Below are 22064 nucleotides of genomic sequence, written 5' to 3'. Positions count from 1 at the left end.
CATGGCACTGAGCAGCATTCCAGACATTCTCGACGACATTCGCGCGGGCAAGATGGTCATCCTGATGGATGACGAGGACCGCGAAAACGAGGGCGACCTCATTGTTGCCGCCGAGGCCGTGACACCGGAAATCATCACGTTTTTTTCCAGTGAAGCCTGCGGTCTTATCTGCATGCCCATCACGGAGGAACGCGCGCGTCGTCTGCAACTCCCCTTGATGGTGAGAGACAATCGCTCACAGCATGAGACCAATTTCACGGTATCGATAGATGCTGCCGAAAAACGGGGTCCCGGCATCAGTTCGATACAGCGCGCGCATACGGTGCGGCAGGCGGTCGCCCCCAATGCCAAGCCCGGCGATATCATTCAGCCCGGCCACATCTTTCCCCTGGTGGCCAAGGCGGGTGGCGTGCTGCGCCGGGCCGGGCACACCGAGGCCGGCGTCGATCTGGCGAGAATGGCGGGCTTCGAGCCCGCATCCCTGATCGTGGAAATCATGAATGAAGACGGCACCATGGCGCGGCGCCCGCAACTCGAAGTTTTTGCCGAACGCCACGGGCTGCGCATGGGTACCATCGCCGACCTCATCGAGTACCGCTCGCTGCATGAGCAGTCAATCGAGCTGCGCGACACGAAAACGGTCAATACGGAGTTTGGCGAATTCACGCTCTACACATTTAGCGACCTCATAGACGACACGCTGCACTTTGCCCTGACTCGCGGTGAACTGTGCGAGGACAATGCCTCACTGGTGCGTGTACAGACGGTGAATTTGCTGCGCGATGTGGTGGGCACCCTGATCGGTGACGATGCACCCGGCTGGTCATCGCGCCGTGCACTGGAACGCATAGCGGCGGAAAACCTCGGCGCTCTGGTGCTGATCGGCCAGCCGGTCTCATCGACACAGGCGTTGGCCGACGTCATTCAATACCCGAATACCCCCGCCATCGCCAACAGCAAAAACGGCGGCATCGGTAATTACCGGGTCATCGGTACCGGCGCCCAGATCCTCAAACGCATCGGGGTGGGCAAGATGCGCCTGATGTCGGCGCCGATACGCTTCAACGCGCTGTCGGGCTTTAGCCTGGAAGTGACTGAGTTCGTGCAACCCTGACACAGAACGGGGTTTAGTCGAACCTGGGCGCCCGCTTTTCAAAGAATGCGGTGAGCGCTTCCAGGTTATCGGGCGAGCCCGCCTGCCGGGCCATTCCCGCCTGCTCCGCCACGAACGCTGCATCAATGGCCGCTGTGTGGTGCATACGCAGGCTGCGCTTGATCTCACGCAGGGCGCTCACAGGCCATTGCGCCACAGCCGCAGCGCGTTGCAGGGCATGCGCCAGCAGCTGCTCGTCAGGTATGACCTGCGCGACGACTCCCAACGCCAGCGCGCGTGACGCGTCAATCCACTCTGCCGTATAGAACAGCTCCGCGGCGCGCTGGGCGCCGATATTTGCCTGCAGCATGTAACTGCTCGCCCACTCCGGCACCAGGCCCAACGCCGCGAACGGCAAGCGCATGCGAAATGTTTCGCCGGCGTACACCATGTCAGCGTGAAACAGTACGGTAGCCCCACCCCCGATAGCCACGCCTTTGGCCGCTGCGATGAGCGGTTTGTCGAAATCGGCCACGGCACGGGCGGCACTTTCAAAAGGGTGCGGCACATCACTCTCGGTGCCGCCAAAGCTGGCGAGATCAACTCCCGCGCTAAAGCTGTCCCCGGCGCCGGTGAGCACAAGGCAAGCCACGCTGTCATCCTGCGCTGCGGCCTGGAACGCCTCACGCAGCGCTATCCACAGCGGATCATTGATGGCGTTTTTCTTATCGGGGCGATTCAGCGTAAGCAGGCGCACGCGGCCCAGTTGCTCCTGCAGCAATACCTTGTCACTCATCGGTCAAGGGCTCCTCGTGGAATACGACAAATGCGTCGAGTGCGGCGAACCCGGCGGGCACAAGCACCTGCGTCCCGGGCCAACAGCAACGCAGCGACGGCTTACTCACCGCGGAACTGCGCGGGACGTTTTTCCTTGAACGCACGCATGCCTTCTCTGGCATCGGCCGACGCGAATACCGGCCCGGCCAGCGCATCGGAGGCGAGCATGGCGTCCTCCTCGGCCATACACTCCTGATGCTCACGCAGCGAGCGCGTGACGGCGGCAACGGCGAGTGGCGCATTGGCGCAGATTCTCGCCGCGTATTCCCGTGCCGCCTGCAGGGTTGAGCCCGGCGCTACCAGTCTGTTCACCAGCCCCCAGTCAAGCGCCTGCTGCGCGCTGATATGCTCGCCACAGAGCAGCATTTCGGCGGCCAGGCAATAAGGTATCTGACGTCGCAAGCGCACGGTGGATCCCGCCATCGGGTATAGCCCGCGGGCGACTTCGGTCACACCAAACACGGCATCCTCAGCCGCCACGCGAATATCCGTGCCCTGCAGAATCTCGGTACCACCCGCAAGCGCGTAACCCTCCACCGCAAGAATCAACGGTTTGGCGGGCCGGTTGTCACGCAGCAGAGCTTGCCAGTGCAGGTTCGGCACCTCGGCCATCAGGGCCATGAACTCTTCACTGGCACCCTGGTCGCCCTCGGCGCCCGCTTTCAAATCCATGCCGGCGCAGAAGGTGTTGCCGCGCGCGGTGAGAATGGCACAACGCAGCGCCGGGTCCTCATCCAGCCGGCGCCATGCGCGATACATTCCCAGCAGCATGGCCGGATTGAACGCGTTTTTCGCCTCCGGGCGATTCAGGGTAACGAAAAGCACACCCTCCTCCTGTTCGACCAGGCAACTCGAGGTGCTGATATCCAGTTCTTGCACGGTGTGCTCCTTATTGGCTTGCGGGCGTTTACTCTGCGCGGTGTGCACCCGACAACGCAATATCGAGTGCTTTGGGATAGGCTGGTTTGCCGCTGGGTGCGCGCGGCACCTCGGACACCAGATGCAGCTCGCGTGGCACTTTATAACCGGCTATGTGCTTGCGCGCTTCCTCCTGCAGTGATGCCAGGCTCAGGGACTGTCCGTCTCGCGCCGCCACCACCGCGCTCACCCGGCTGCCCAACCGCTCATCTGGCGTGCCCACGACCAGGCAGTCAAATACCGCCGTGTGATTTTTCAGGGCCTGCTCAACCTCCTCCGGGAACACCTTTTCGCCCCCCGTGTTGATGCAGTTAGAGCCGCGGCCGTACACGGTAATCGTGTCGTCATCCTCCAGTTTGGCCTCGTCTCCAGTGAGTAACCAGGTCTGACCTTCGACCGTCACAAAGGTCTTTGCAGTCTTCTCCGGGTCGTTGTAATAGCCGACGGGAATGTGGCCACAGCGTGCAAAAATGCCTTTTTCTCCCGGGCGGACTTCGCGGTAACTGCCATCAGCATTCTGCGCGAGAACCGACATGAACTCGCTGCGGGTGACATTGCCAAGCCCTTCCCCTGCCCTGCCACCACCGTCTGCCCCCATTGCGCCAGACTCGGACGAACCGAAGCTGTTGCGCACCATGATATTGGGCAAAAGCTCACGAAACGCTTCCTGCTTGCTGGCAGAAAACACGGCGCCTCCGGAACCCACAGCGAACACAGAACTCAGGTCCCAGCGCCCGGGATGTGCCCGCAGCGCATCCAGCAGTGGCACCGCCATGGCATCGCCCACGATGGTCAACGAGTTCACGCGCTCACGTTCAACAATGTCCCACACATCCTCGGCGACCAGATGGTGCGCCGGGTTGAGCACCAGCGCGTTGCCCGACAGCAGCTGTATGCAGGCGTACCACCAACAGGCACCGTGCATCAGCGGCGCCAGCGCTATGCCAACAATCGCGAAATCGCCAATGCGCTCGGCAATCTGTTCCGGTTCGGTGATCACACCGTCAGGGTGAAAATAACCCCCGCCGCCCATCGCCGCGTAAAACACGTGTTTGTGCGGCCACATGACCCCCTTGGGCATGCCGGTAGTGCCGCCGGTGTACAGGATGAACAGGTCATCATCGGCGCGCTCGGCGAAATCCCGCGCTGCGCTCTCGCCCGCAAGCGCCTGTTCGTAGGCGATGCTGCCAATGCTCTCGGGGTTCACACCACTGTTGTCCTCGACGTAGACAAATGTGGTCAGTGCCGGCGCGGTGCCATGGACCGCGGCGATATGCGGCGCAAACTCGCGGTGATGAATACAGGCCACCAGATCCGCGTTGTTGAGAATATAAGCCAGCTCTTCCTCCACATAACGGTAGTTGATGTTGATGGGCACCGCGCGCAACTTGAAGCAGGCGAGCATACCTTCCAGGTACTCGTTACAGTTGTAGAGGTACAAGCCCACGTGCTGGCCAGCTTGCACGCCCCGTGCAGCGAGAAAGTGCGCAAGCCGGTTGGCGCGTTGTTCCAGCTGCTCATAGGTCGAGCGCTGCTGACCACACACCAGCGCTGTGCGTTCTGGCACCCGGTCGGCCACCAGTTCGAACAGGTCGGCGATGTTGAAATGTCGCGGCATGGTGTGTCTCCGTTTCAGCGTGATTCAGTTCTTGTCGGCACCGACAACCCACATGGAAAAAAACTGTGCGCCACCGCCATACGCGTGGCCAAGGGCCAGACGGGCATTCTCGACCTGATGCGCGCCGGCATCACCGCGCACCTGACGGGCGGCCTCCGCGAAACGGATCATGCCGGACGCTCCAATGGGATTGGAGCTGAGCACACCGCCGGAGCAGTTCCAGGGGATATCGCCCCCGTCGTCGAGCGATGTGGCACCGTCCAGCGTTAGCTTCCAACCCTCCCCTGGCGACGCAAAGCCCAGATTTTCCAGCCACATGGGTTCGTACCAGCTAAACGGTACGTAGACCTCTGCGCAATCGAAATCGCGGCGTGGGTCCGTGATACCGGCCTGCGCGTAGACGTCGGTCGCGCAGTCGCGACCGGCCTGGGGGCTCACTTCATCGCGCCCCGCATACATGGTGGGCTCGGAGCGCATGGCGACCCCGCGAATCCAGGCGGGCGGCTTGTTGCCGCTAATGCTGTCAGCGGCGGCGATCACCATCGCACAGGCGCCATCAGAGGATGGACAGGCCTCGAGGAAGCGCAGTGGATCCCAGAGCATCATCGAGTCGCGCACCTCCTGTTCGGTAATGTCGGGTAGCTGCAGGTGTGCCAACGGATTGCGGGCTCCGTGGCGCCGGTCCTTCACCGCAACGCGTATGCCCACACCCTCGGGTGCGTTGGCGCGACGTATGTATTCGCGAATGATGGGTGCGAAATACCCTCCGGCGCCGGCGTTCAGGTGCACGGAAAAAGGCTGCGGTGTCGACAGCGCCCACATGGCGTTGGACTCGGACTGCTTTTCGTAGGTGACGGTGAGCACCCGTTTGAACGTACCGCTCTGGACGTGCGACGCGGCGACGATGGCGGTGGAGCCACCCACCGACCCGGCAGTGTGCACCCGCAGCATCGGCTTGCCGCTGGCCCCGAGTGCATCCGCGAGATAGCTCTCCGGCATGATGACGCCCTCAAACATGTCGGGCGCTTTGCCAATCACCACCGCATCGATGTCATCAAAGCCCACTCCGGCATCCGCCAGTGCCCGGTCGACCGCTTCTCGCAGCAGGCCGGCTATCGACACATCCGAGCGCCGGGTCTTGTATCGGGTCTGGCCTATGCCAACCACCGCTGCCCATTCAGCCATTACGCGCCCTCCAGTACCGCCACAAGGTTATGTTGCAGACAGGGACCACTCGTGGCGTGAGCCACCCCGCGGCGCGCGTCTCCGTTGACGATACGCTGGAACACTTCTCCCACCCGGGCAAGACCCGACGCCATCATCAGGTTTCCGGCAAGCACGCCACCGCTGGGGTTGACCGCGATGGCCTCATCCAGCCCGAGTGCGCGGGTCAGGATAATTTCCTGATGGCTGAACGGGGCGTAGATTTCCGCGACGTCAAGCGCCGCCTCGTGCACCCCGGCCGCCGCCGCAGCCTGGCGTGTCGAAACCGAGTCGGTGAGGTCACGCATACAGGGGTTATGGCTCTCGATACGCTGGTCAATGCCGGTGAGCCGCGCATAGGGCACACCCCAGCGGCGCGCCTGTTCGACCGTCGCGATAATCATCGCCGCCGCGCCATCCGATACCGGCGCACAATCGCCGCGCCGCAGAGGCGCCAACAGGTAGTCATCCTGCAACAATGCTGCCACGCCGATATCCCCTGCCAGCTGTGCCAGGGGGTTCGCCTGCGCATTCTGCCGCGAGCGTGACACAACCGCTGCCATATCGCTTTCAGTAATCGACCCGCTATCGAGCAGCATCCTGGCCTGCAAGGCCGCGAGCGATACCGTATCGAGCCAGAGTGGCGCGAGGTAATACGGATCGAGCCGCTGCGAAAGCACCGCAGGTAACTCGCCCGGCGAGGATTTGCCGAAGCCGTAGAGCAACGCGGAGTCCGCATGTCCCGTGCGAATCTTCAGCACCGCTTCATAGAGTGCCCAGGCGGCGTCCATTTCCACATGCGACTCTTTCAATGGGGGCACGGCTCCCAGCGCATCGACGCCCGCGACGAAGGCGAAAGCGGCGCCCTGCAGATAGTCGCAACTGCCCGAACAGACAAAATCCACGTCCTGGGCGCTGCTCAACCCCACCTGGGCGTACACAGCCTGCAACTGGGGCATGATAAGCTCGACTTCATTGACGGCGCCGATATCGGCGACACAGGCGCTTTGGCTGAACGCAACAACGGCGATGTCCCTCATCGCGGCACCGCCGGGCCGGACACCGGCAGCGTGCCAATACGCTCCACCGGCACATCGGGCTCATCGAGTGGCCGGAAGTGACGGATATTATCCATGGCGTAGTCCCACTCCTCCGGTGGCCGCCACACCGCCTCTACCCGCTGCCCGATACGCACCGCCTCGTTAACACAGTCACTGAGCAGATGAATAAAGGATATATTGGCCCCGTCCAGCACAATGTTCGCCACGACGTAGGGGGGTTCGATGGGATTGCCCGGAATGGGGATGTGCACAATGGTGAACGACTGCACGGTGCCCCGGTCGGGCAGCAGTACCTCCTCCGTCGTCGGCACGCCGCAGGCCGGACAGGAGCCGCGAGCCGGAATATAGACCTTGGCACAGCGCGGACAGCGCTGGCCGCTGAGCAGCCCTTCCCTGAGGCGCACAAGAAAGCGGGCGGGGGCCGTTCCGGCGGTAAAGTGGTAGTGCAGGTAAACCGGAGCTTCTATGCCTGTCACATCCGGGCGTGCTGTGCTCATGATACACCTCCCGGCACAGGCACGAAGCAGCGAATATCCGTGATGTGCCCACGCGGCTCTGCCACCCAGGTCACCCGCACGCGCGCCCCGGTGCTTACCGCCTCGGCCGAGGGTGCTTGCAAGCAGTGAATCATCGGTACGTCGGCACCGTCGAGGCGCACCATCACCCAGGCGAAGGGCTGCTGCAGGGGATGGGAGGCCCGGGGCTCTGACACCCAGCACCAGCTCACCACAGTGCCCTCCTGGCCCACTTCGACCCAGTCCGACAGGGCTTCTGCCGTGACAGGGTCATACTCCGGTGGCGGCACCAGCACGCGGCCGTCGCTACCGCGGATGCCGAGCACGCGGCCATCGCGGAGGCCGGTGAGGAATCTGCCTACCACCGGCCCTGTAGAGCGTGTATAGGTGAATCCGAGCTCAAATTCCTGGCTTAGTTTTTCTGTTATGGCCATTGGCAGACGCTCCCGACTGAACCGTCCGATGAGTATTCAACAGCGGGGGCCTGATCTCAATGACCCAATGCGGCAGCCAGGAGTGACATTTCTGATCACCGCTGCCCCCAGCTGAGGGTTTCCCTGCTTATACCAGCTACACCCGTCTGCTGCGGCTACCCTGTGCCTGTGGGCCAATCACCCTTACTATGGCCCCAGGTACATCTTTCACTCCGAGGAGAACAGCACATGAGTATCGCCGCCATTGGCTACCTGAGAATCGCCGCGACCGATACGGACGCCTGGATGACGTTCGGCACCAGCACACTGGGCCTGATGGACGCGGCACGCGAAGACTCTGCCGGCGCACGCTTTCTGCGCATGGACAATCACCCGTTCCGCTTCATGCTGGAGCCGGCCGATCACGACGGGTTGATTGCTGCGGGCCTCGAATGCCGCGGCCGCAGCGAGTGGGAGGAGCTCTGCAACCGCCTGGAGAGCAAGGGGCACACGCTGCAACAGGGTTCGCCAGCCGAGGCCGCGCGTCGCTGCGTCACGGCATTTATCAGCGTTGATGACCCCTGCGGCAACACGCTGGAGATCTACTACGGCCGGCGTCTGGACTACGCACCGCTGATTTCACCGACGGGCGTCAAGGAGTTCATCACGGGCGATGAGTACACCGGCGACATGGGCTTCGGCCACGCGGTACTGCCAACGCCCGACCTTGACGCAGCCGCCAGCTTTTACACCGACCTGCTGGGTCTCGGCGTGAGTGACACGCTGCATCCGCCGCTGCCCGAAGGCGCACCGGAAACAACCATCCTGTTCCTGCATGCCGACAATCCGCGCCAGCACTCGCTGGCACTGTACAACCACCCCTACACTGGCGACGTTGTGCATATCATGGTGGAAGTGAGCTCCCTGGACGAGGTTGGCCGCGCCATGGATCGCGCCAAGGCCGGCGGTTACCCCATACTCGCCAGCCTGGGCAGGCACGTGAACGACAACATGTGCTCATTCTACGTGGTGGCGCCGGGCGGTATCGCCGTAGAGTACGGCTACGATGGCCTGCTGGTGGACTGGGACACCTACACACCCACTGTCAGCACCGAGGGTGACCACTGGGGCCACGAGTACAACTTCCCCGGCTAGGCTCTCAGGGCACCTCGACCGTCACCGGTATCCAGCGATCGATGATGTACTCCAGGGTGCCATTTCCGCGCATGGTCGCCAGAGCACGGTTGAGCTCGGCGGCCAGCACAGACGCATCCCGACGCACTGCCCAGGCGAGCTGTTCGTCAGTAAGAAAGTGGTACTGGCTAATCAGGTCAGCATAGTCGTCAGAGGTGGCCAGCAGCCAACTGGTTGGGGCATCGTGCACGAACAGGTCAATTGCACCCGCGCGCAGTGCGGCCAGTCCGGTGGACACGTCCGCAAATGGCGTAAGCTGCGCATCGGGGAGTTCAGTGTTTGCCCAGGCCTCACCCGTGGTACTCGCCTCTACACCCACCCGGACTCCATCGCGATAAACCGACCAGGGTTGGCCAAACCGCGCCACGCTGTCGATACGCATGATCGCCATCTGGCCGGCTTTCAGATAAGGATCGATAAACTCTACCTGCTGCTCACGTTCCGGGGTAACACTCATGCCGGACATGATGATGTCTATGCGCCCGGCCTGCAGCGCCTCCAGCAACGCATCGAATGGCATGGGCACCCACTGCACCGGGCGACCGACAATCTCCCCCAGTGCTTTCGCGCTATCCGCCTCAACACCGACAATACGCTCGCCATCATAGAAGGCCAGCGGCGGCCGATCGGGCGCCACTCCAACACGCAGGGCCTCAGCCAGAGCAGCGGAGCTGCACAGCACAACCGAACACAACAGCAGGACAAGTCTATTCATCACGGGCCTCACAGGGGCGACAGTCAACAGGGCGGGATGCATCCGGACACAGAGGGTAACCTCAGGCACCGGTAGGTGGCCAGTATGCCCGCCGCCATCAGCAGGGCGAGAACCGCCACAATACTGCAGGCTGCTTCAATAACGCCAAGGCCGACACCTGCAAACAACAGTACACCCATGGCGGTGTTACTGACTGCGGTGTACTGCGCCCGGTTCTCGCCCGAGGCCATGTCCACGAGGTAGGTCTTGCGCCCCACCCTTGCGCCCTGATGCGCCACGGCGGCAGTGAAAACCAGTACCGCGCCCATCAGGCCGTGGCCCAGTATTGCCGGGTTCACCAACTGCAACGTGACGGCCACGGCGACCGCCAGAGTGGCCAGGGCAGCAGCCGCCGCCATGACGTGGTGAGCACCGCTATCCGACCAACGTCCCCAGAACGCAGCAGACAGCAACGCCGCCGCGCCCTCCGCGACCAGCAAGGCCGCAAAGCTGAGTATTTGCGTCTCCGCCGCGCGCTGCACCAGCACCACCAGATAGGGTATGGCGAAGGCGGTGCTGACAAGTAACGCCCGGGCGATCACAAAGCGACGCAACTGCACGTCCGTGTACAACAGCGTGAGGCTGCGCAGGGCTTCGGCGAAGGCGTTGCCACCACCTGAGGTGGCACCTGGCAGTTCCGGCACCCCGGCGTACACGGCTGCAGCGAGAAACCACAGGCAGGCTGCGGCCGCCAGAATGCCGGCGAACAACCCGGCGCCGGCATTGCCCTGACTGTCGATGTAGTCCGGGAAAACCAACAGCGCCAGTGCAAGCAGCAGCACGATCGCACCCGCGGCAGCGGCTGCCAGCCCCGTCAGCCGGCCCCGACGCGACTTGGACACCGTTTTTCCCAGCACGTCCTTGGCGGCTATTGAGCACACACCCCGGGCCAGACTGAAGCAGGCCAGCAGAACCACAACAGCCCAACCCAGTGACGCGCCCTCCAGCAGTAATACGGCGACCATCATGCCCAGCAGTGCAAGCCCCTGCGCAACACTGCCCCACACCCAGAAAAACTTGCGCAACGCATGCTCGCGCACCCACTGGGCGACAAACAGCTGCGGCAGCAGGGACAATGACTCGCGCACGGGTACCAGCAACGCCACGAAAAACGGCGGTGTGCCCAACGCGGCAAGCATCCAGGCCAGTACAAGGCGGCTGCTGGTGAGGGTGTCGCCTATTTTGGTGAGTGTTTGCGCCAGCCATTGCAGCAGGAAAGCTCGCGGCTGCTCGTTACAGGCGGAATCGGGGATGTCGCGGCACACGCGGGCATCTTCGTCCTCAACCAGCAGACCGTAGACCCGGTCCGGAAATGCCTGGGGGCCGCTCGGTGCCACGTTTCAGTCATCCTCTGCGTCGCGCATGCGCTCGCGACGCTCTTCCTCTTCAAGCAAAACGGCGCGAATCTCCAGCATCACACTGTCGACATCGGCGGGGTCCGCGGCTTCCGCAAAGAGGCCACTCAGAGCATGCTCCGGCGTCAGCTCGCCGTCCTCGAACAACTGCCAGATTTCCTCGCCGTAGCGCGTACCCAGTACATCGGGCGCAAACAACCCATAGTAGTCGGTCACACGCTGCACATCGCGCAGCAGCATGGCACGGGCGTTGTTATTCGCCGATGCGTCCACAGCCTGTGGCAAATCAATAATGACCGGCCCGTCGGGATCCACCAGAATATTGAATTCGGAGAGGTCGCCGTGCACCAGCCCTGCACAGAGCATACGCACGATATACCGCAGCACCTGGGCGTGATCCTCGAGGGCCTGTTCCTCGGACATGAGCACATCCGCGAGGCGCGGCGCCACATCACCCGTCTCGTCGGTCACAAGTTCCATGAGCAGGACGCCGTCATAACACCCGTAGGGCTCGGGCACTCGCACATCGGCGCGGTCGAGGCGATAGAGCGCATCCACTTCTGCGTTCTGCCAGGTCTCTTCCTGCTGTTTGCGCCCGTAGCGCGAGCCTTTTTCCATCGCGCGGGCACGCCGGGTGTTGCGCACCTTGCGCCCCTCGGTGTAGGCGGCTGCCTTTTTGAAACTGCGCTTGTACGCCTCTTTGTACACCTTTGCACAGCGCGTGCTGGTGCCGCTGCGAACCACAAATATGTCGGCCTCTTTCCCGCTCATCAGCGGAAACAGAACCTCGTCGATCAGGCCGTCCTCCACCAGGGGCTGCAGGCGAGGCGGTACTTTCATAGGATGATATCCAGTGCAAACTTTCCCGGCAGTCTAGCATGAAACACCAGTGCGCCATGCGATCCTCATCGCGGGAGAGCGGGCTGTGGCAATTCCGCGCAGCGTTAAGGTATGATTCGGGCCAAGTCCTGAAGAGCTACTCTGAATATGCCCCTGATGCGGTACCTGCTCGCAATTATCGCCCTGTTCGCAGTCTGGTTATTGTGGGGCGGCCTGTACAAGACGCCTGTACTGCAATTGGGCATTGCCTCCTGCGTCCTGGTCGTCTGGCTCACCCACCGTATGGCGTTGCCCGACCAGCAACAGCATCGCTTCGCATTGCTGTACCGTATTCCCCTCTACTGGCTGTGGCTGCTGTGGGAGATGATCGTCACCAATATTCAGGTCTTGCGTCTTGTGTTGGGCCCGAAGTCTGCGTTGTCGCCCACCATCGTGGATATTGACGCCAGCGCTTCCAGCAAGTTCGCCCTCACACTGCTGGGCAATTCGATCACACTGACGCCGGGGACTCTCACCATCAACATCGACGACACACGCATCACCGCGCACTGCCTCACGCGTACCGCTGCCAATGATCTTCGTGGTGGCGCCATGAGCCGCCGCGTCGCCATCGTGGACCCTGACTGATGTTGCTGATCGCTGCCATCGCTATTCTGGTTACCATGGCGCTCGCGCTGACCCGTGCACTGCTGGGCCCGAGCGTTTATGACCGGGTGCTCGCAGTCAACATGTTCGGCACCAAGACGGTGCTGCTCATTGCCGTCATGGCGTTCATCATGGGTCGCACCGACTTCCTCGATCTCGCCCTGGCTTATGCGCTGATCAACTTTATCGGGGTGATGGCTGTGCTCTGGTTCGTGCAGGAAAGTCGCCGGCGTCAGCGCTCGGCCAACAGCACAGAGTCGCCTGCGGAGAGTCCCATCGAATGAATGAAATTCTGGACCTGATCGCTGGCTTGCTGGTGGTTACAGGTAGCGTGTTCGTTCTCGCTGGCGGCATTGGCGCGTTGCGCATGCCCGACTTTTACACCCGCATTCACGGTGCCAGCCTGACTGACTCTCTCGGCCCGGTACTGGTGCTCGGCGGGTTGATGATCTACGCAGGGCTTTCCCTGATCGCGGTAAAACTGGCTGCTGTCATGCTATTCCTGCTTGTGACATCCCCTACCGCGACCTATGCGTTGGCCAATGCGGCACTATTGGCCGGCCTCAAGCCGGAAGGTGTGGAACACCCACCGACGGATCCGGAGAACCCCGCGTGACAACGCTACTAATTGGCATATTCCTGCTCTCCCTGCTGGTGATTACCGCCATCGCAATTGTGCGCTCAGAAGACCTGTTTTCTGCAGTGATGCTGAGCGGCATCTTCAGCCTGCTGATGGCGCTGAATTTTTTCCTTCTGGACGCGGCAGATGTCGCCCTCACCGAAGCGGCGGTGGGTGCCGGTGTTGCCACCGTGCTACTGCTGGCCGGCCTGAAACTCACGCCACCTACAGAAGCCAAGGGACGCTCCGTGGGCAAGCTGTCGGTTGTCGTGATCGCCGCAACCACGCTGTTGATGATCTACGCCTCTTTCGGTCAGCCGACATTGGGCGACCCCATGGCCCCGACCCAACAGCACGTTGCACCCTGGTACATCGAGAAAACGCCGGAGCTGATTGGTATCCCCAATATCGTGACCGCGGTGCTCAGTAGTTTCCGCGGCTATGACACGCTCGGTGAAGTATTTGTGGTCCTCACCGCCGGTATTGGGGTGATGTTCCTGCTCGGTGGTGGGCGCGGCAAGCCCTTTTCACGCCTCGACAGCGATGTTGAAGAGGGTTTGAGCGGTCACTTGATCCCCAAGGTCATGGCGCGACTGCTGATTCCGTTTATCCTGTTGTTTGCGCTGTTTATTCAGTTCCATGGGGAATACAGCCCGGGTGGAGGATTTCAGGCAGGAGCGATTTTCGTTGCCGGCATTATCCTCTACTCCCTGGTCCGCGGCGAAGGGCTGGCGCTTTCGGTCATTCCGCCCAGGGTGCTGCTCTGGATGAGTGCCGGTGGCGCGCTGCTCTTCGGTTCTGTGGGGGTCATAGGGATGCTCATGGGCGGCCAGTTCCTGGAGTATTCCGTACTCGCGGACAATCCGGTTACAGGCCAACATATCGGTATTATCGTGATTGAGCTGGGCGTCGGGCTGACCGTCACCGGCGTGCTGCTCTCCATTTTCCACGCCTTCGCTGCCCGGGACTGATCCTGCATGAAGCTTCTTGGTCTTTTCAATTACTGGGTTTTTGCCGTGCTGCTGATGATTGGCCTATATGCACTCATCAGCAAACAGAACCTGGTGAAAAAAATCATGGCGCTGGCCATCTTTCAGTCAGCGGTTTTCCTGTTTTTCATCACCATGAGCCGCGTGGATGGCGGCACTGCCCCGATCATACAAGCGGGCGTCTCCGGTCAAATTTTTTCCAATCCACTGCCCCAGGTGCTTATTCTCACCGCCATTGTCGTCGGCATATCCACTACGGCCTTGGGGCTCGCGATTGTTGTTCGGTTGAATGAAGAGTACGGCACGGTCGAGGACAACGAAATTCTGGCGATGGACCGCGAGTCATGAATCTGGTGGATCACCTCCCGGCACTGCAGGTTGCACTGCCGCTACTCACCGCACCACTGGTCATTCTCCTGCGCAATGGTTTTCTAGCCTGGATGGCCGCACTGGCGGCCAGCCTGGCTTCATTCGGGCTCGCCATCTTGCTGACGCAAGGGGTGCTCGGCGATGGCGTACCGGAATATGCCATCGGTGGCTGGCAGCCCCCCTTCGGTATCAGCTTGAACGTAGACGGGCTCGGTGCGCTCATGCTGCTGCTGGTGACCGGGGCGTCCAGCCTGGGGCTGGCGGGCGGACGCCTCTCCCTGCGCCGCGATATCGACAACCGCCGCGCGCCCATGTTTTACGGCGCCTGGCTCATAGCACTCGCGGGGCTGTGCGGTATTGCAGTGTCGGGTGATGCCTTCAACGTCTTTGTGTTCATGGAAATTTCCTCCCTCGCAACCTATATCCTGATTGCCGCAGGACGCGACCGCAGAGCGCTGTCGGCGGTATTCAAATACCTGATCATAGGCACCATTGGGGCAACGTTCTATCTCATCGGCGTGGGCTTCATTTACATGATGACCGGTACATTGAACTTTGCCGACATGGCGCTGCGACTCGGAGAAGTGATTGAAACGCGGCCCATCATCATCGCGGCAGGCTTCATCACCATTGGCCTCGCATTGAAAGCGGCGATATTCCCGCTGCATATCTGGTTGCCCCGTGCCTACACCTACGCACCCAACGCGGTCACCGTGTTTATCGCCGCCTGCTCCACCAAAGTGTCGATCTACGTGCTGCTGCGCTTCAACTACGGTGTATTTCACGGCAACCTGCTCGGTCACTCCGACCTGTTCAGCGTCTTCATCGTGCCGCTTGCCCTGTCCGGAATTTTACTGGCATCGGCCATTGCCATCTACCAGGGGAATATCAAGAAGCTGCTGGCATTTTCCTCAGTGGCACAGATTGGCTACATCGCCCTCGCCGCCGGCCTGGCCACCCAGGCCGGCTTGATGGCCGCGCAATTACACATGTTCAATCACGCACTCGCCAAGGGGACCCTGTTTCTCTGTGTCACTGCCTTTGTGCTTACCTCGCGTAGCGCCAACATGGACAAGCTTGCGGGCATCGGGCGACGCATGCCGTGGACGATGGGTGCTTTTGTCATTGCCGGCCTCAGCCTGATTGGCGTACCGGGCACGGCGGGTTTCATCAGCAAGTGGTACCTGGTGGTCGCCGTGATGGAGGTTCCAGGCTGGGGCATACCGCTGGTTGTCGCAATCGTCGCCAGTTCACTCCTTGCCGTTGTTTACCTGTGGAAGTTCGTGGAAAAGGCTTACTACGGTACCCCGCCCGACGGTGATGTTTCGGCCATGGAAGTGCCCTTGCCACTGCGTGCCCTGATCTGGTTTGCCGCGCTCGCCAACATCTACTTCGGTCTCGCACCACAACTGCCGATCGCACTGGCTGAAAGTGGCACCGGCACACTGCTCGGGGGGCTGCTGTGATGATGGCCACATCAACTCTGCCAATCATCCTGATATTGCCCTTGTTGGGTGCCATCGGCATTGCCTTTACCGGGCGCTGGCCCAACCTGCGGGAAGCGATCAGCCTGCTGACCGCGGTGACGCTCGCCGTGCTGGTATTCTCCTGGTTTCCAGAAGTCAGCGATGGTGCACGCCCGCACCTCCTGCTCTCTGAACCGCTTCCCGGATTGACCCTGGCACTCTCGCTGGAACCACTGGGAATGATGTTTGCCTGCATCGCTTCCTTCCTGTGGATCATCAATACCGTGTACTCCATTGGCTACATGCGAGGCAACAACGAGAAGCACCAGACACGCTTCTACATCTGCTTTGCACTCGCGATTGCCGCGGCCATGGGCATTGCCCTGGCCGACAACCTGTTTACCCTCTTTCTGTTCTACGAGCTGCTCACGATCTCCACCTATCCGCTGGTGGCACACAAGGGCGACGCCAAAACCATCGCCTCGGCGCGCGTGTATCTCGGTGTATTGTTGGGCACATCGATCGGCTTGCTGCTTCCCGCGATCATCTGGACCTGGGTTGCAACGGGAACGACGACTTTTACTCTGGGCGGGATTATCGAGGGTAAACTGGCAGGGCCGGCGGTCGGGCTGCTGCTGGGGCTGTTTGTGTTCGGTATCGGCAAGGCTGCTGTGATGCCAGTGCACCGCTGGCTACCCGCCGCCATGGTGGCCCCAACGCCCGTCAGTGCTTTGCTGCATGCGGTAGCAGTGGTCAAGGCGGGCGTGTTCAGCATCACCAAGATCATCATTTACATTTTCGGCGTTGATTTTCTGTTCAACGAGCCCAGTGCGCAGTGGCTGCAATTCGCGGCTGCGTTCACCATCATCACGGCGAGTATCATTGCGCTCTACCAGACCAACCTGAAACGCATGCTGGCCTACTCCACCATCGGCCAACTCTCTTATGTGATTATGGCGACGGTGATTCTCAAGCCGCTGGCAGAGGTGGGTGCCGCGGTACATATTGCGGCGCACGCTTTCGGCAAGATCACGCTGTTTTTTGCTGCCGGGGCAATCTACACCGCAGCGCACAAGACCGAGCTTTGGCAGCTCGCCGGCATCGGTCGCCGTATGCCCGTTACCATGGCGGCATTCACTATTGGCGCACTGAGTATGATTGGCGTGCCGCCTACCGCGGGCTTCGTGTCCAAGTGGTTCATATTGGCGGGCGCCTTTCAGGCTGAAAACTACATCGCCATCTTCACGATTATTGGCAGCACGGTACTCAACGCCATGTATTTCCTGCCCATCATCTATTTTGCCTGGCTGGCACCGCCGGCAGACGGCGTGGACATGAACCACGGCGAGGCGCCGAAAGCGATTTTGCTCGCGCTGTCGGTAACCGCCACCCTCACCATTGTGTTTTTCTTCTTCAACCAGCCACTGCTGGATCTTGAGAGCCAGCTAGTGGAGAGCCTGCCGTTATGACGCAATCCGACAACCACTGGCTGACGCGCCCCACCACCATTCGCTGGTTGTGGATTATCGGCTACAGCGTGCTGGCCATGACCGTGCTCCTGCAGTTGCTGATTCCCGTCAAGGGCTATTTCGGTGTAGACAGCTGGTTCGGCTTTGGCGCGCTGTTTGGTTTCCTCAGCTGTGTGCTGATGGTGTTCGGCGCAAAGTTCATCGGCAAGCTGCTGAAACGGCCGGAAGACTACTACGATGTTTGAGATGCTTCCCCCCGCCCTTGCGCTCATTGGCGGAGCCCTGCTCACGGCACTGATCAGCTCGCGCCAGTTGCGCGCTCTGGTGGTCATCGTCGCACCGCTGATCTGCCTGTACTTCATCTGGCAGGTCCCCGACGGCGTCGTCCTGCGCGGAGAGTTCCTGGGCTACCCGCTGGAATTGGTGGAAGGCGGCCCGGTACGGCGCCTGTTTGCGACCATATTTGCCATCATGTCCGCCACCGGCGCCGTGTTCGCGTTCAATCACGCGCGGCGCACGGAACTGGTTGCGGCACAGCTCTACGCGGCGGGTGCGGTGGGCGTATCCTTTGCCGGCGACCTGCTAACGCTGTTTGTGTTCTGGGAAATCATGGCGCTGTTTTCCACCGTCGTGGTGTGGTGTGGCGGCACAGAAAAGGCCCGTGCCGCCGGCGTGCGCTATGCCATTATGCACCTGCTGGGCGGCGTCATTCTGAAGGTGGGCATTGAAGGCCTGTTGGTCACCACCGGCTCACTGGACATTCGCCCGCTGGCGGCGGAGGACTTCAGCACCTGGATGATCCTCATAGGCATATTGATCAACGCGGCAGCGCCACCGCTATCGTCGTGGCTGTCAGATGCCTACCCGACGGCCAGCCCGACCGGTTCCGTATTCCTTTCGGCCTTTACCACCAAGACTGCGATTCTGGCCCTGATACTGCTGTTCCCCGGCGAATCGATATTGGTGGGTATCGGCCTGTTCATGGTGTTTTACGGCATTTTCTACGCCCTGCTGGAAAATGATATTCGCCGTATTCTGGCGTTCTCCATCGTCAACCAGGTGGGGTTCATGGTCGTTGCGGTGGGCATAGGCACAGAAACGGCAATCAACGGCGCTTCGGCTCATGCGTTCGCTCACATCATTTACAAGGCACTGCTGTTCATGAGTGCGGGCGTTGTGGTGATGCGCACGGGCAAGCACCTGTGTACCGATGTTGGCGGCCTGTTTCGCACCATGCCGGTGACCATGTGGTGCGGTGTGATTGGCGCCCTGGCGATCTCCAGCTTCCCGCTTACCTCTGGCTTCACCACCAAAACCCTGATTTCCCAGGCGGCAGTGGATGAAGGACTGGTAACGGTGTACTTCCTGCTGGCGGCCGCCTCGGCTGGCGTATTCCTGCATGCCGGGATCAAGTTTCCCTGGTTCGTATTCTTCCAGAAGGATTCGGGCCTGCGTCCCGACGATGCACCCTGGAACATGCGTATCGCCATGCTGTTCTTCGCGTTCCTCTGTATTCTCATCGGCGTCTACCCACAGTTGCTCTATCCGCTGCTGCCCTATGCCGTGGACTACCATCCCTACAAGCCAGGCAAAGTGTTGTTCTACCTGCAGCTGCTGCTGTTCTCAGGGCTCGCGTTCTTCCTGCTACTGCCCTGGATGAAGCGCACCCTCACCATTTCCCTCGACGTGGACTGGCTCTGGCGTCGGGGCTTGCCGGTGCTGGTGCAATTCGTGGCGCGAATCGGGAAGCCGCCAGTGGTGGCCGCGCGACGCCGGCTCCAGCACGGTGTTGACCTGCTCACCGCATCGGCGCGCCACACCATGGGCCACACAGGCCCGCTGGGGCGTTCCTGGGAAATCGGCACCACCGCGCTGTGGATCGTACTGCTACTGATGGTCTACGTCTTCGCCTACTACCTGTTCTAGCACGCCTGGACACTGTGAACTGGCGCACACTTCATGTGCGCAGCAATTCGTGGCACGCACGCGCCAGACTACACTGTTACGCTCTGTTACCTTAACCCGAGAGCGTCAACCCCACCATGTACAAGATTATTGGTATTGCCCTACTCCTGTCCTCTGTGACGCTTTCCGGCTGCAAGGTGCAGCTTTCCAGCCCCACCGGCGGCTCCATCTCAACCGCCTCCGGCAACTATGCTTGCGCTGCCAACGCCGCCTGCCCGGCAATCAACGTCACCGACATTTTTTTCGACGAAACCTTCGTTGCCCGCCCTGCAGCGGGCTACGAATTCGCCGGTTGGAAAAAACAGCAACGTGGCCTCTGCGGTGGCAGCACGAAGGATTGCAGGCTATTCACCTCTGGATTCGCCGGCAATGACGCCCTCCTGGGGTTTCTCGCCCGGCCCAGTGAAGTGTTTTACCTGGAGCCGGTGTTTACCCGTAGCGCCGGTGGCAGTGGTGATGCCCGCCGCTGCTTCAACAGCACACTGATGACGGTCAACACCACCGTTGTCGCCAGCTATCGCAGCACGGACGCGAGTGGTGCTGTGGTGCCTTTCGACTACGATCAGGTGATTACCGGTGGCGCGACTTTCGAAGGCAAAAGCGCCCTGAAGGCGACCACCAACACCCGGGGCAGGGGTGCCGCTCCCTCGACCTCAAAAGCCGAGGCCTACTTCCAGCCCCAGACCAGCCAGTTCCGGGTGCTCGAATACGGTGTTGAGGTCGAATCGTTCACGCCCGAATCCTCCGACAGCCGGGTGGTCTTTGCCCCGCAACAGCTGGAGCGCTACGACCTCAGTGCAGGCCAGTCATACGAGCAACGCTACACGGTCAACCTGCGCACGCGCGTGCGCGGCTTCACCATCAACGAGAGCAACACCGTGGACCGGCGCACCACCTTTGTCGGTGTCGAACCTGTCACCGTGCCTGCTGGCCAGTTCCAGGCCTGTCGTTTTCAAACACGTGAGACCGGAAGCGCGGGCACTCAGACCAATGAGGAGTGGTTCGGGGTGGGCAATGGCATGCTGCTGCAATCGACTGCCGACGGCGACAGCACTGTGCTGCTCAACGCCAGCATCAATGGCGCCGCTCTCTAAAGCCAAAAAAAACCCTCTGCGCCGGCACGGTGCAGAGGGTTTGTTTGGTGGAGCTAGACGGGATCGAACCGTCGACCTCTTGCATGCCATGCAAGCGCTCTCCCAGCTGAGCTATAGCCCCGTAAACTCTGAGGACGCGAATTCTAGAGAGGCGGGATAACCCTGTCAAGCAGTGGCAGGGGTGAAAGTGTCTCTAGCAGTCGACAAAATTGACCGGAACCTCCAACACGTTGACGGCCAGCCCGCCACGTGCCGTTTCCTTGTACTTGTCCTGCATATCGCGGCCGGTATCGCGCATGGTCTTGATCACCTGATCGAGTGACACGTAGTGTTCTCCGCTGCCTCGCAAAGCCATGCGCGCCGCGCTGATGGCCTTGATCGCCCCCATCGCATTGCGCTCTATACAGGGCACCTGCACCAGGCCACCGACAGGGTCGCAGGTCAGTCCCAGATTGTGTTCCATGGCGATCTCGGCGGCGTTCTCCACCTGCTCCGGGGTGCCACCCAGGGCGTCCGCCAGCGCGCCTGCAGCCATCGAACAGGCCGAGCCCACCTCGCCCTGGCAACCGACTTCCGCACCGGAAATGGACGCATTGATCTTGTACAGGGTGCCAATCGCCGCAGCCGTGAGTAAAAAACGCACTGCGTCCTCTTCCACTGCACCCTGGCAACGTGTGAGGTAATACTTGAGCACCGCGGGAATGATGCCCGCCGCACCATTGGTTGGTGCGGTCACAATGCGCCCGCCCACCGCATTTTCCTCATTCACCGCCAGCGCATACAGAGTGACCCAGTCCATGGTGTTGAGGGAGTCATCTCCCAGCCCCCCCTGGCGGCCCTTGAGCTGGCGGTACAGCTGCGCCGCGCGACGCTTGACCTTGAGTCCACCGGGGAGAATGCCCTCGGCCTGACAGCCGCGGGCAATCGATGCATCCATCACCCGCCACAGCTGCAGCAAACCGTCGTGGATCTCCTCCCGCGAACGCCACGCTTTTTCGTTTTCCAACATCAGGCTGCTGATGGAGAGACCGCTTTCGTCGCAGCGGCGCAGCAACTCTTCCCCCGTGCTGAAGGGGAACGGCACCGCGGTCGGGTCGTCGACAATCAGCTCGCCCCCCTCGGCTGCCGCCTCGTCCACCACGAAGCCGCCGCCCACCGAGTAGTACACGGCCTCCTGGAAGCAATGGCCTTGCGGGTCAAACGCGCGAAACCGCATGCCGTTGGCGTGCTGTGGCAGTGTTTCGCTGCGGTGCATGATCAAGTCGTCGCGGTAACTGAAGGGTATCTCGTGCTCACCGAGCAGCTGCAGTACACCGTGTTCGCGCACCGCCGCAACACGCTGGGGAATATCTTCCACAACAACGGTATCCGGCGCTTCCCCCGCGAGGCCGAGAATCACCGCTTTGGGCGATCCGTGGCCGGCACCGGTTGCACCCAGGGAGCCGTAGAGTTCAGCCGTGATGCGCCCGCAGCGCTGCAGGGCGCCCTGCTTCTGCAGCGTGTCGACGAAACGCTTCGCCGCACGCATCGGGCCAACCGTGTGTGAGCTGGAGGGGCCGATGCCTACCTTGAACAAATCAAATGTGCTGATGGCCACACCCGCGACCTCCGTAAGCTACCACGCTGTTGAGTGTAGACGTATTCAGG

Annotated in this window: 23 protein-coding genes and 1 tRNA gene; 12 read left to right on the top strand and 12 right to left on the bottom strand. The window is 61.3% G+C overall.

Annotated elements, in window-relative coordinates; genetic code table 11:
- Window position 1: 1 nt before the first annotated feature.
- The gene (gene ribB, locus EGJ68_RS09400) at window positions 2-1114 is read left to right on the top strand and encodes a 3,4-dihydroxy-2-butanone-4-phosphate synthase (protein ID WP_123034303.1); all 1113 of its coding nucleotides are present in this window, start codon (window positions 2-4) and stop codon (window positions 1112-1114) included.
- Window positions 1115-1127: 13 nt separating this feature from the next.
- Here the strand turns inward: ribB and EGJ68_RS09395 are convergent, their stop codons facing one another.
- The 7 genes from EGJ68_RS09395 to EGJ68_RS18230 form a co-directional block, all read right to left on the bottom strand.
- On the bottom strand, window positions 1128-1889 hold the full coding sequence (locus EGJ68_RS09395; RefSeq protein ID WP_123034302.1) for an enoyl-CoA hydratase/isomerase family protein: 762 nt from the start codon (window positions 1887-1889) through the stop codon (window positions 1128-1130).
- Between the two features lie 101 nt (window positions 1890-1990).
- The gene (locus tag EGJ68_RS09390; protein WP_123034301.1) at window positions 1991-2809 is read right to left on the bottom strand and encodes a crotonase/enoyl-CoA hydratase family protein; all 819 of its coding nucleotides are present in this window, start codon (window positions 2807-2809) and stop codon (window positions 1991-1993) included.
- Window positions 2810-2837: 28 nt separating this feature from the next.
- On the bottom strand, window positions 2838-4466 hold the full coding sequence (locus EGJ68_RS09385; protein ID WP_123034300.1) for an acyl-CoA synthetase: 1629 nt from the start codon (window positions 4464-4466) through the stop codon (window positions 2838-2840).
- Window positions 4467-4490: 24 nt separating this feature from the next.
- The gene (locus tag EGJ68_RS09380) at window positions 4491-5651 is read right to left on the bottom strand and encodes a thiolase domain-containing protein (RefSeq protein ID WP_123034299.1); all 1161 of its coding nucleotides are present in this window, start codon (window positions 5649-5651) and stop codon (window positions 4491-4493) included.
- The gene (locus EGJ68_RS09375) at window positions 5651-6709 is read right to left on the bottom strand and encodes a lipid-transfer protein (protein ID WP_123034298.1); all 1059 of its coding nucleotides are present in this window, start codon (window positions 6707-6709) and stop codon (window positions 5651-5653) included. The genes EGJ68_RS09380 and EGJ68_RS09375 overlap by 1 nt, the downstream gene beginning before the upstream one ends.
- Window positions 6706-7227 carry a Zn-ribbon domain-containing OB-fold protein gene (locus tag EGJ68_RS18235; RefSeq protein WP_199227999.1) on the bottom strand — a complete coding sequence of 174 codons (522 nt, stop codon included), beginning with the start codon at window positions 7225-7227 and terminating at the stop codon, window positions 6706-6708. The genes EGJ68_RS09375 and EGJ68_RS18235 overlap by 4 nt, the downstream gene beginning before the upstream one ends.
- Complete coding sequence (locus EGJ68_RS18230) at window positions 7224-7679, bottom strand: Zn-ribbon domain-containing OB-fold protein (RefSeq protein ID WP_233248752.1); 456 nt, start codon at window positions 7677-7679, stop codon at window positions 7224-7226. The genes EGJ68_RS18235 and EGJ68_RS18230 overlap by 4 nt, the downstream gene beginning before the upstream one ends.
- A 228-nt stretch (window positions 7680-7907) precedes the next feature.
- On the opposite strand from EGJ68_RS18230, the gene EGJ68_RS09365 reads away from it, so the two are divergent.
- Window positions 7908-8813 carry a VOC family protein gene (locus EGJ68_RS09365; RefSeq protein ID WP_123034297.1) on the top strand — a complete coding sequence of 302 codons (906 nt, stop codon included), beginning with the start codon at window positions 7908-7910 and terminating at the stop codon, window positions 8811-8813.
- A gap of 4 nt (window positions 8814-8817) precedes the next feature.
- On the opposite strand, the gene EGJ68_RS09360 is transcribed toward EGJ68_RS09365, so the two are convergent.
- From EGJ68_RS09360 to EGJ68_RS09350, 3 genes are read right to left on the bottom strand one after another with little or no spacing between them, the layout of a single operon-like run.
- Window positions 8818-9567, bottom strand: coding sequence for an ABC transporter substrate-binding protein (locus EGJ68_RS09360; RefSeq protein WP_158283592.1), 750 nt, complete (start codon window positions 9565-9567; stop codon window positions 8818-8820).
- Between the two features lie 23 nt (window positions 9568-9590).
- Entirely contained in the window at window positions 9591-10943 is a 1353-nt protein-coding gene (locus tag EGJ68_RS09355; protein ID WP_123034295.1) for an MFS transporter permease, read from the bottom strand.
- Between the two features lie 3 nt (window positions 10944-10946).
- Window positions 10947-11801 carry a PA4780 family RIO1-like protein kinase gene (locus tag EGJ68_RS09350; protein ID WP_123034294.1) on the bottom strand — a complete coding sequence of 285 codons (855 nt, stop codon included), beginning with the start codon at window positions 11799-11801 and terminating at the stop codon, window positions 10947-10949.
- A gap of 147 nt (window positions 11802-11948) precedes the next feature.
- On the opposite strand from EGJ68_RS09350, the gene EGJ68_RS09345 reads away from it, so the two are divergent.
- From EGJ68_RS09345 to EGJ68_RS09300, 10 genes are all read left to right on the top strand, one after another.
- On the top strand, window positions 11949-12428 hold the full coding sequence (locus tag EGJ68_RS09345; protein WP_123034293.1) for a Na+/H+ antiporter subunit E: 480 nt from the start codon (window positions 11949-11951) through the stop codon (window positions 12426-12428).
- Window positions 12428-12730 (top strand): monovalent cation/H+ antiporter complex subunit F, encoded by a 303-nt coding sequence (locus tag EGJ68_RS09340; protein ID WP_233248751.1) that lies wholly within the window; start codon window positions 12428-12430, stop codon window positions 12728-12730. Before EGJ68_RS09345 ends, EGJ68_RS09340 begins: the two co-directional genes overlap by 1 nt.
- Window positions 12727-13062 carry a monovalent cation/H(+) antiporter subunit G gene (gene mnhG, locus EGJ68_RS09335; protein WP_123034292.1) on the top strand — a complete coding sequence of 112 codons (336 nt, stop codon included), beginning with the start codon at window positions 12727-12729 and terminating at the stop codon, window positions 13060-13062. Before EGJ68_RS09340 ends, mnhG begins: the two co-directional genes overlap by 4 nt.
- Complete coding sequence (locus EGJ68_RS09330; RefSeq protein ID WP_199227998.1) at window positions 13059-14036, top strand: DUF4040 domain-containing protein; 978 nt, start codon at window positions 13059-13061, stop codon at window positions 14034-14036. The genes mnhG and EGJ68_RS09330 overlap by 4 nt, the downstream gene beginning before the upstream one ends.
- Window positions 14037-14042: 6 nt before the next feature.
- A complete protein-coding gene (locus EGJ68_RS09325) occupies window positions 14043-14402 on the top strand; it encodes a cation:proton antiporter subunit C (protein ID WP_123034291.1) in 360 nt (119 codons plus the stop codon).
- A complete protein-coding gene (locus EGJ68_RS09320; protein ID WP_123034290.1) occupies window positions 14399-15889 on the top strand; it encodes a monovalent cation/H+ antiporter subunit D family protein in 1491 nt (496 codons plus the stop codon). The genes EGJ68_RS09325 and EGJ68_RS09320 overlap by 4 nt, the downstream gene beginning before the upstream one ends.
- Entirely contained in the window at window positions 15889-17358 is a 1470-nt protein-coding gene (locus tag EGJ68_RS09315) for a proton-conducting transporter transmembrane domain-containing protein (RefSeq protein ID WP_123034289.1), read from the top strand. Before EGJ68_RS09320 ends, EGJ68_RS09315 begins: the two co-directional genes overlap by 1 nt.
- Window positions 17355-17603: a hypothetical protein gene (locus tag EGJ68_RS09310; RefSeq protein ID WP_123034288.1), complete on the top strand. Its 249-nt coding sequence runs from the start codon at window positions 17355-17357 to the stop codon at window positions 17601-17603. Before EGJ68_RS09315 ends, EGJ68_RS09310 begins: the two co-directional genes overlap by 4 nt.
- A complete protein-coding gene (locus tag EGJ68_RS09305; protein WP_123034287.1) occupies window positions 17596-19284 on the top strand; it encodes a Na(+)/H(+) antiporter subunit D in 1689 nt (562 codons plus the stop codon). The genes EGJ68_RS09310 and EGJ68_RS09305 overlap by 8 nt, the downstream gene beginning before the upstream one ends.
- Window positions 19285-19400: 116 nt before the next feature.
- The gene (locus EGJ68_RS09300; RefSeq protein ID WP_123034286.1) at window positions 19401-20417 is read left to right on the top strand and encodes a hypothetical protein; all 1017 of its coding nucleotides are present in this window, start codon (window positions 19401-19403) and stop codon (window positions 20415-20417) included.
- Window positions 20418-20462: 45 nt separating this feature from the next.
- On the opposite strand, the gene EGJ68_RS09295 is transcribed toward EGJ68_RS09300, so the two are convergent.
- Together EGJ68_RS09295 and EGJ68_RS09290 are read right to left on the bottom strand one after the other, a co-directional pair.
- Window positions 20463-20538, bottom strand: a tRNA-Ala gene (locus tag EGJ68_RS09295).
- Between the two features lie 72 nt (window positions 20539-20610).
- A complete protein-coding gene (locus EGJ68_RS09290; protein WP_123034285.1) occupies window positions 20611-22014 on the bottom strand; it encodes an L-serine ammonia-lyase in 1404 nt (467 codons plus the stop codon).
- Between the last annotated feature and the right edge of the window lie 50 nt (window positions 22015-22064).

Source organism: Haliea alexandrii, assembly GCF_003719295.1.
Taxonomy (GTDB): domain Bacteria; phylum Pseudomonadota; class Gammaproteobacteria; order Pseudomonadales; family Halieaceae; genus Haliea; species Haliea alexandrii.
Note: the sequence above shows the minus strand (reverse complement) of the source record. Positions and strands in the feature narration are given on the sequence as shown.

Excerpts from the sequence above, each read along its gene's own strand:
- ribB (WP_123034303.1), top strand. The coding sequence starts at position 2 with ATGGCACTGAGCAGCATTCCAGACATTCTCGACGACATTCGCGCGGGC.
- EGJ68_RS09395 (WP_123034302.1), bottom strand. The coding sequence starts at position 1,889 with ATGAGTGACAAGGTATTGCTGCAGGAGCAACTGGGCCGCGTGCGCCTG.
- EGJ68_RS09385 (WP_123034300.1), bottom strand. The coding sequence starts at position 4,466 with ATGCCGCGACATTTCAACATCGCCGACCTGTTCGAACTGGTGGCCGAC.
- EGJ68_RS09380 (WP_123034299.1), bottom strand. The coding sequence starts at position 5,651 with ATGGCTGAATGGGCAGCGGTGGTTGGCATAGGCCAGACCCGATACAAG.
- EGJ68_RS09375 (WP_123034298.1), bottom strand. The coding sequence starts at position 6,709 with ATGAGGGACATCGCCGTTGTTGCGTTCAGCCAAAGCGCCTGTGTCGCC.
- EGJ68_RS18235 (WP_199227999.1), bottom strand. The coding sequence starts at position 7,227 with ATGAGCACAGCACGCCCGGATGTGACAGGCATAGAAGCTCCGGTTTAC.
- EGJ68_RS18230 (WP_233248752.1), bottom strand. The coding sequence starts at position 7,679 with ATGGCCATAACAGAAAAACTAAGCCAGGAATTTGAGCTCGGATTCACC.
- EGJ68_RS09365 (WP_123034297.1), top strand. The coding sequence starts at position 7,908 with ATGAGTATCGCCGCCATTGGCTACCTGAGAATCGCCGCGACCGATACG.
- EGJ68_RS09360 (WP_158283592.1), bottom strand. The coding sequence starts at position 9,567 with ATGAATAGACTTGTCCTGCTGTTGTGTTCGGTTGTGCTGTGCAGCTCC.
- EGJ68_RS09350 (WP_123034294.1), bottom strand. The coding sequence starts at position 11,801 with ATGAAAGTACCGCCTCGCCTGCAGCCCCTGGTGGAGGACGGCCTGATC.
- EGJ68_RS09345 (WP_123034293.1), top strand. The coding sequence starts at position 11,949 with ATGCCCCTGATGCGGTACCTGCTCGCAATTATCGCCCTGTTCGCAGTC.
- EGJ68_RS09340 (WP_233248751.1), top strand. The coding sequence starts at position 12,428 with ATGTTGCTGATCGCTGCCATCGCTATTCTGGTTACCATGGCGCTCGCG.
- mnhG (WP_123034292.1), top strand. The coding sequence starts at position 12,727 with ATGAATGAAATTCTGGACCTGATCGCTGGCTTGCTGGTGGTTACAGGT.
- EGJ68_RS09325 (WP_123034291.1), top strand. The coding sequence starts at position 14,043 with ATGAAGCTTCTTGGTCTTTTCAATTACTGGGTTTTTGCCGTGCTGCTG.
- EGJ68_RS09320 (WP_123034290.1), top strand. The coding sequence starts at position 14,399 with ATGAATCTGGTGGATCACCTCCCGGCACTGCAGGTTGCACTGCCGCTA.
- EGJ68_RS09315 (WP_123034289.1), top strand. The coding sequence starts at position 15,889 with ATGATGGCCACATCAACTCTGCCAATCATCCTGATATTGCCCTTGTTG.
- EGJ68_RS09310 (WP_123034288.1), top strand. The coding sequence starts at position 17,355 with ATGACGCAATCCGACAACCACTGGCTGACGCGCCCCACCACCATTCGC.
- EGJ68_RS09305 (WP_123034287.1), top strand. The coding sequence starts at position 17,596 with ATGTTTGAGATGCTTCCCCCCGCCCTTGCGCTCATTGGCGGAGCCCTG.
- EGJ68_RS09300 (WP_123034286.1), top strand. The coding sequence starts at position 19,401 with ATGTACAAGATTATTGGTATTGCCCTACTCCTGTCCTCTGTGACGCTT.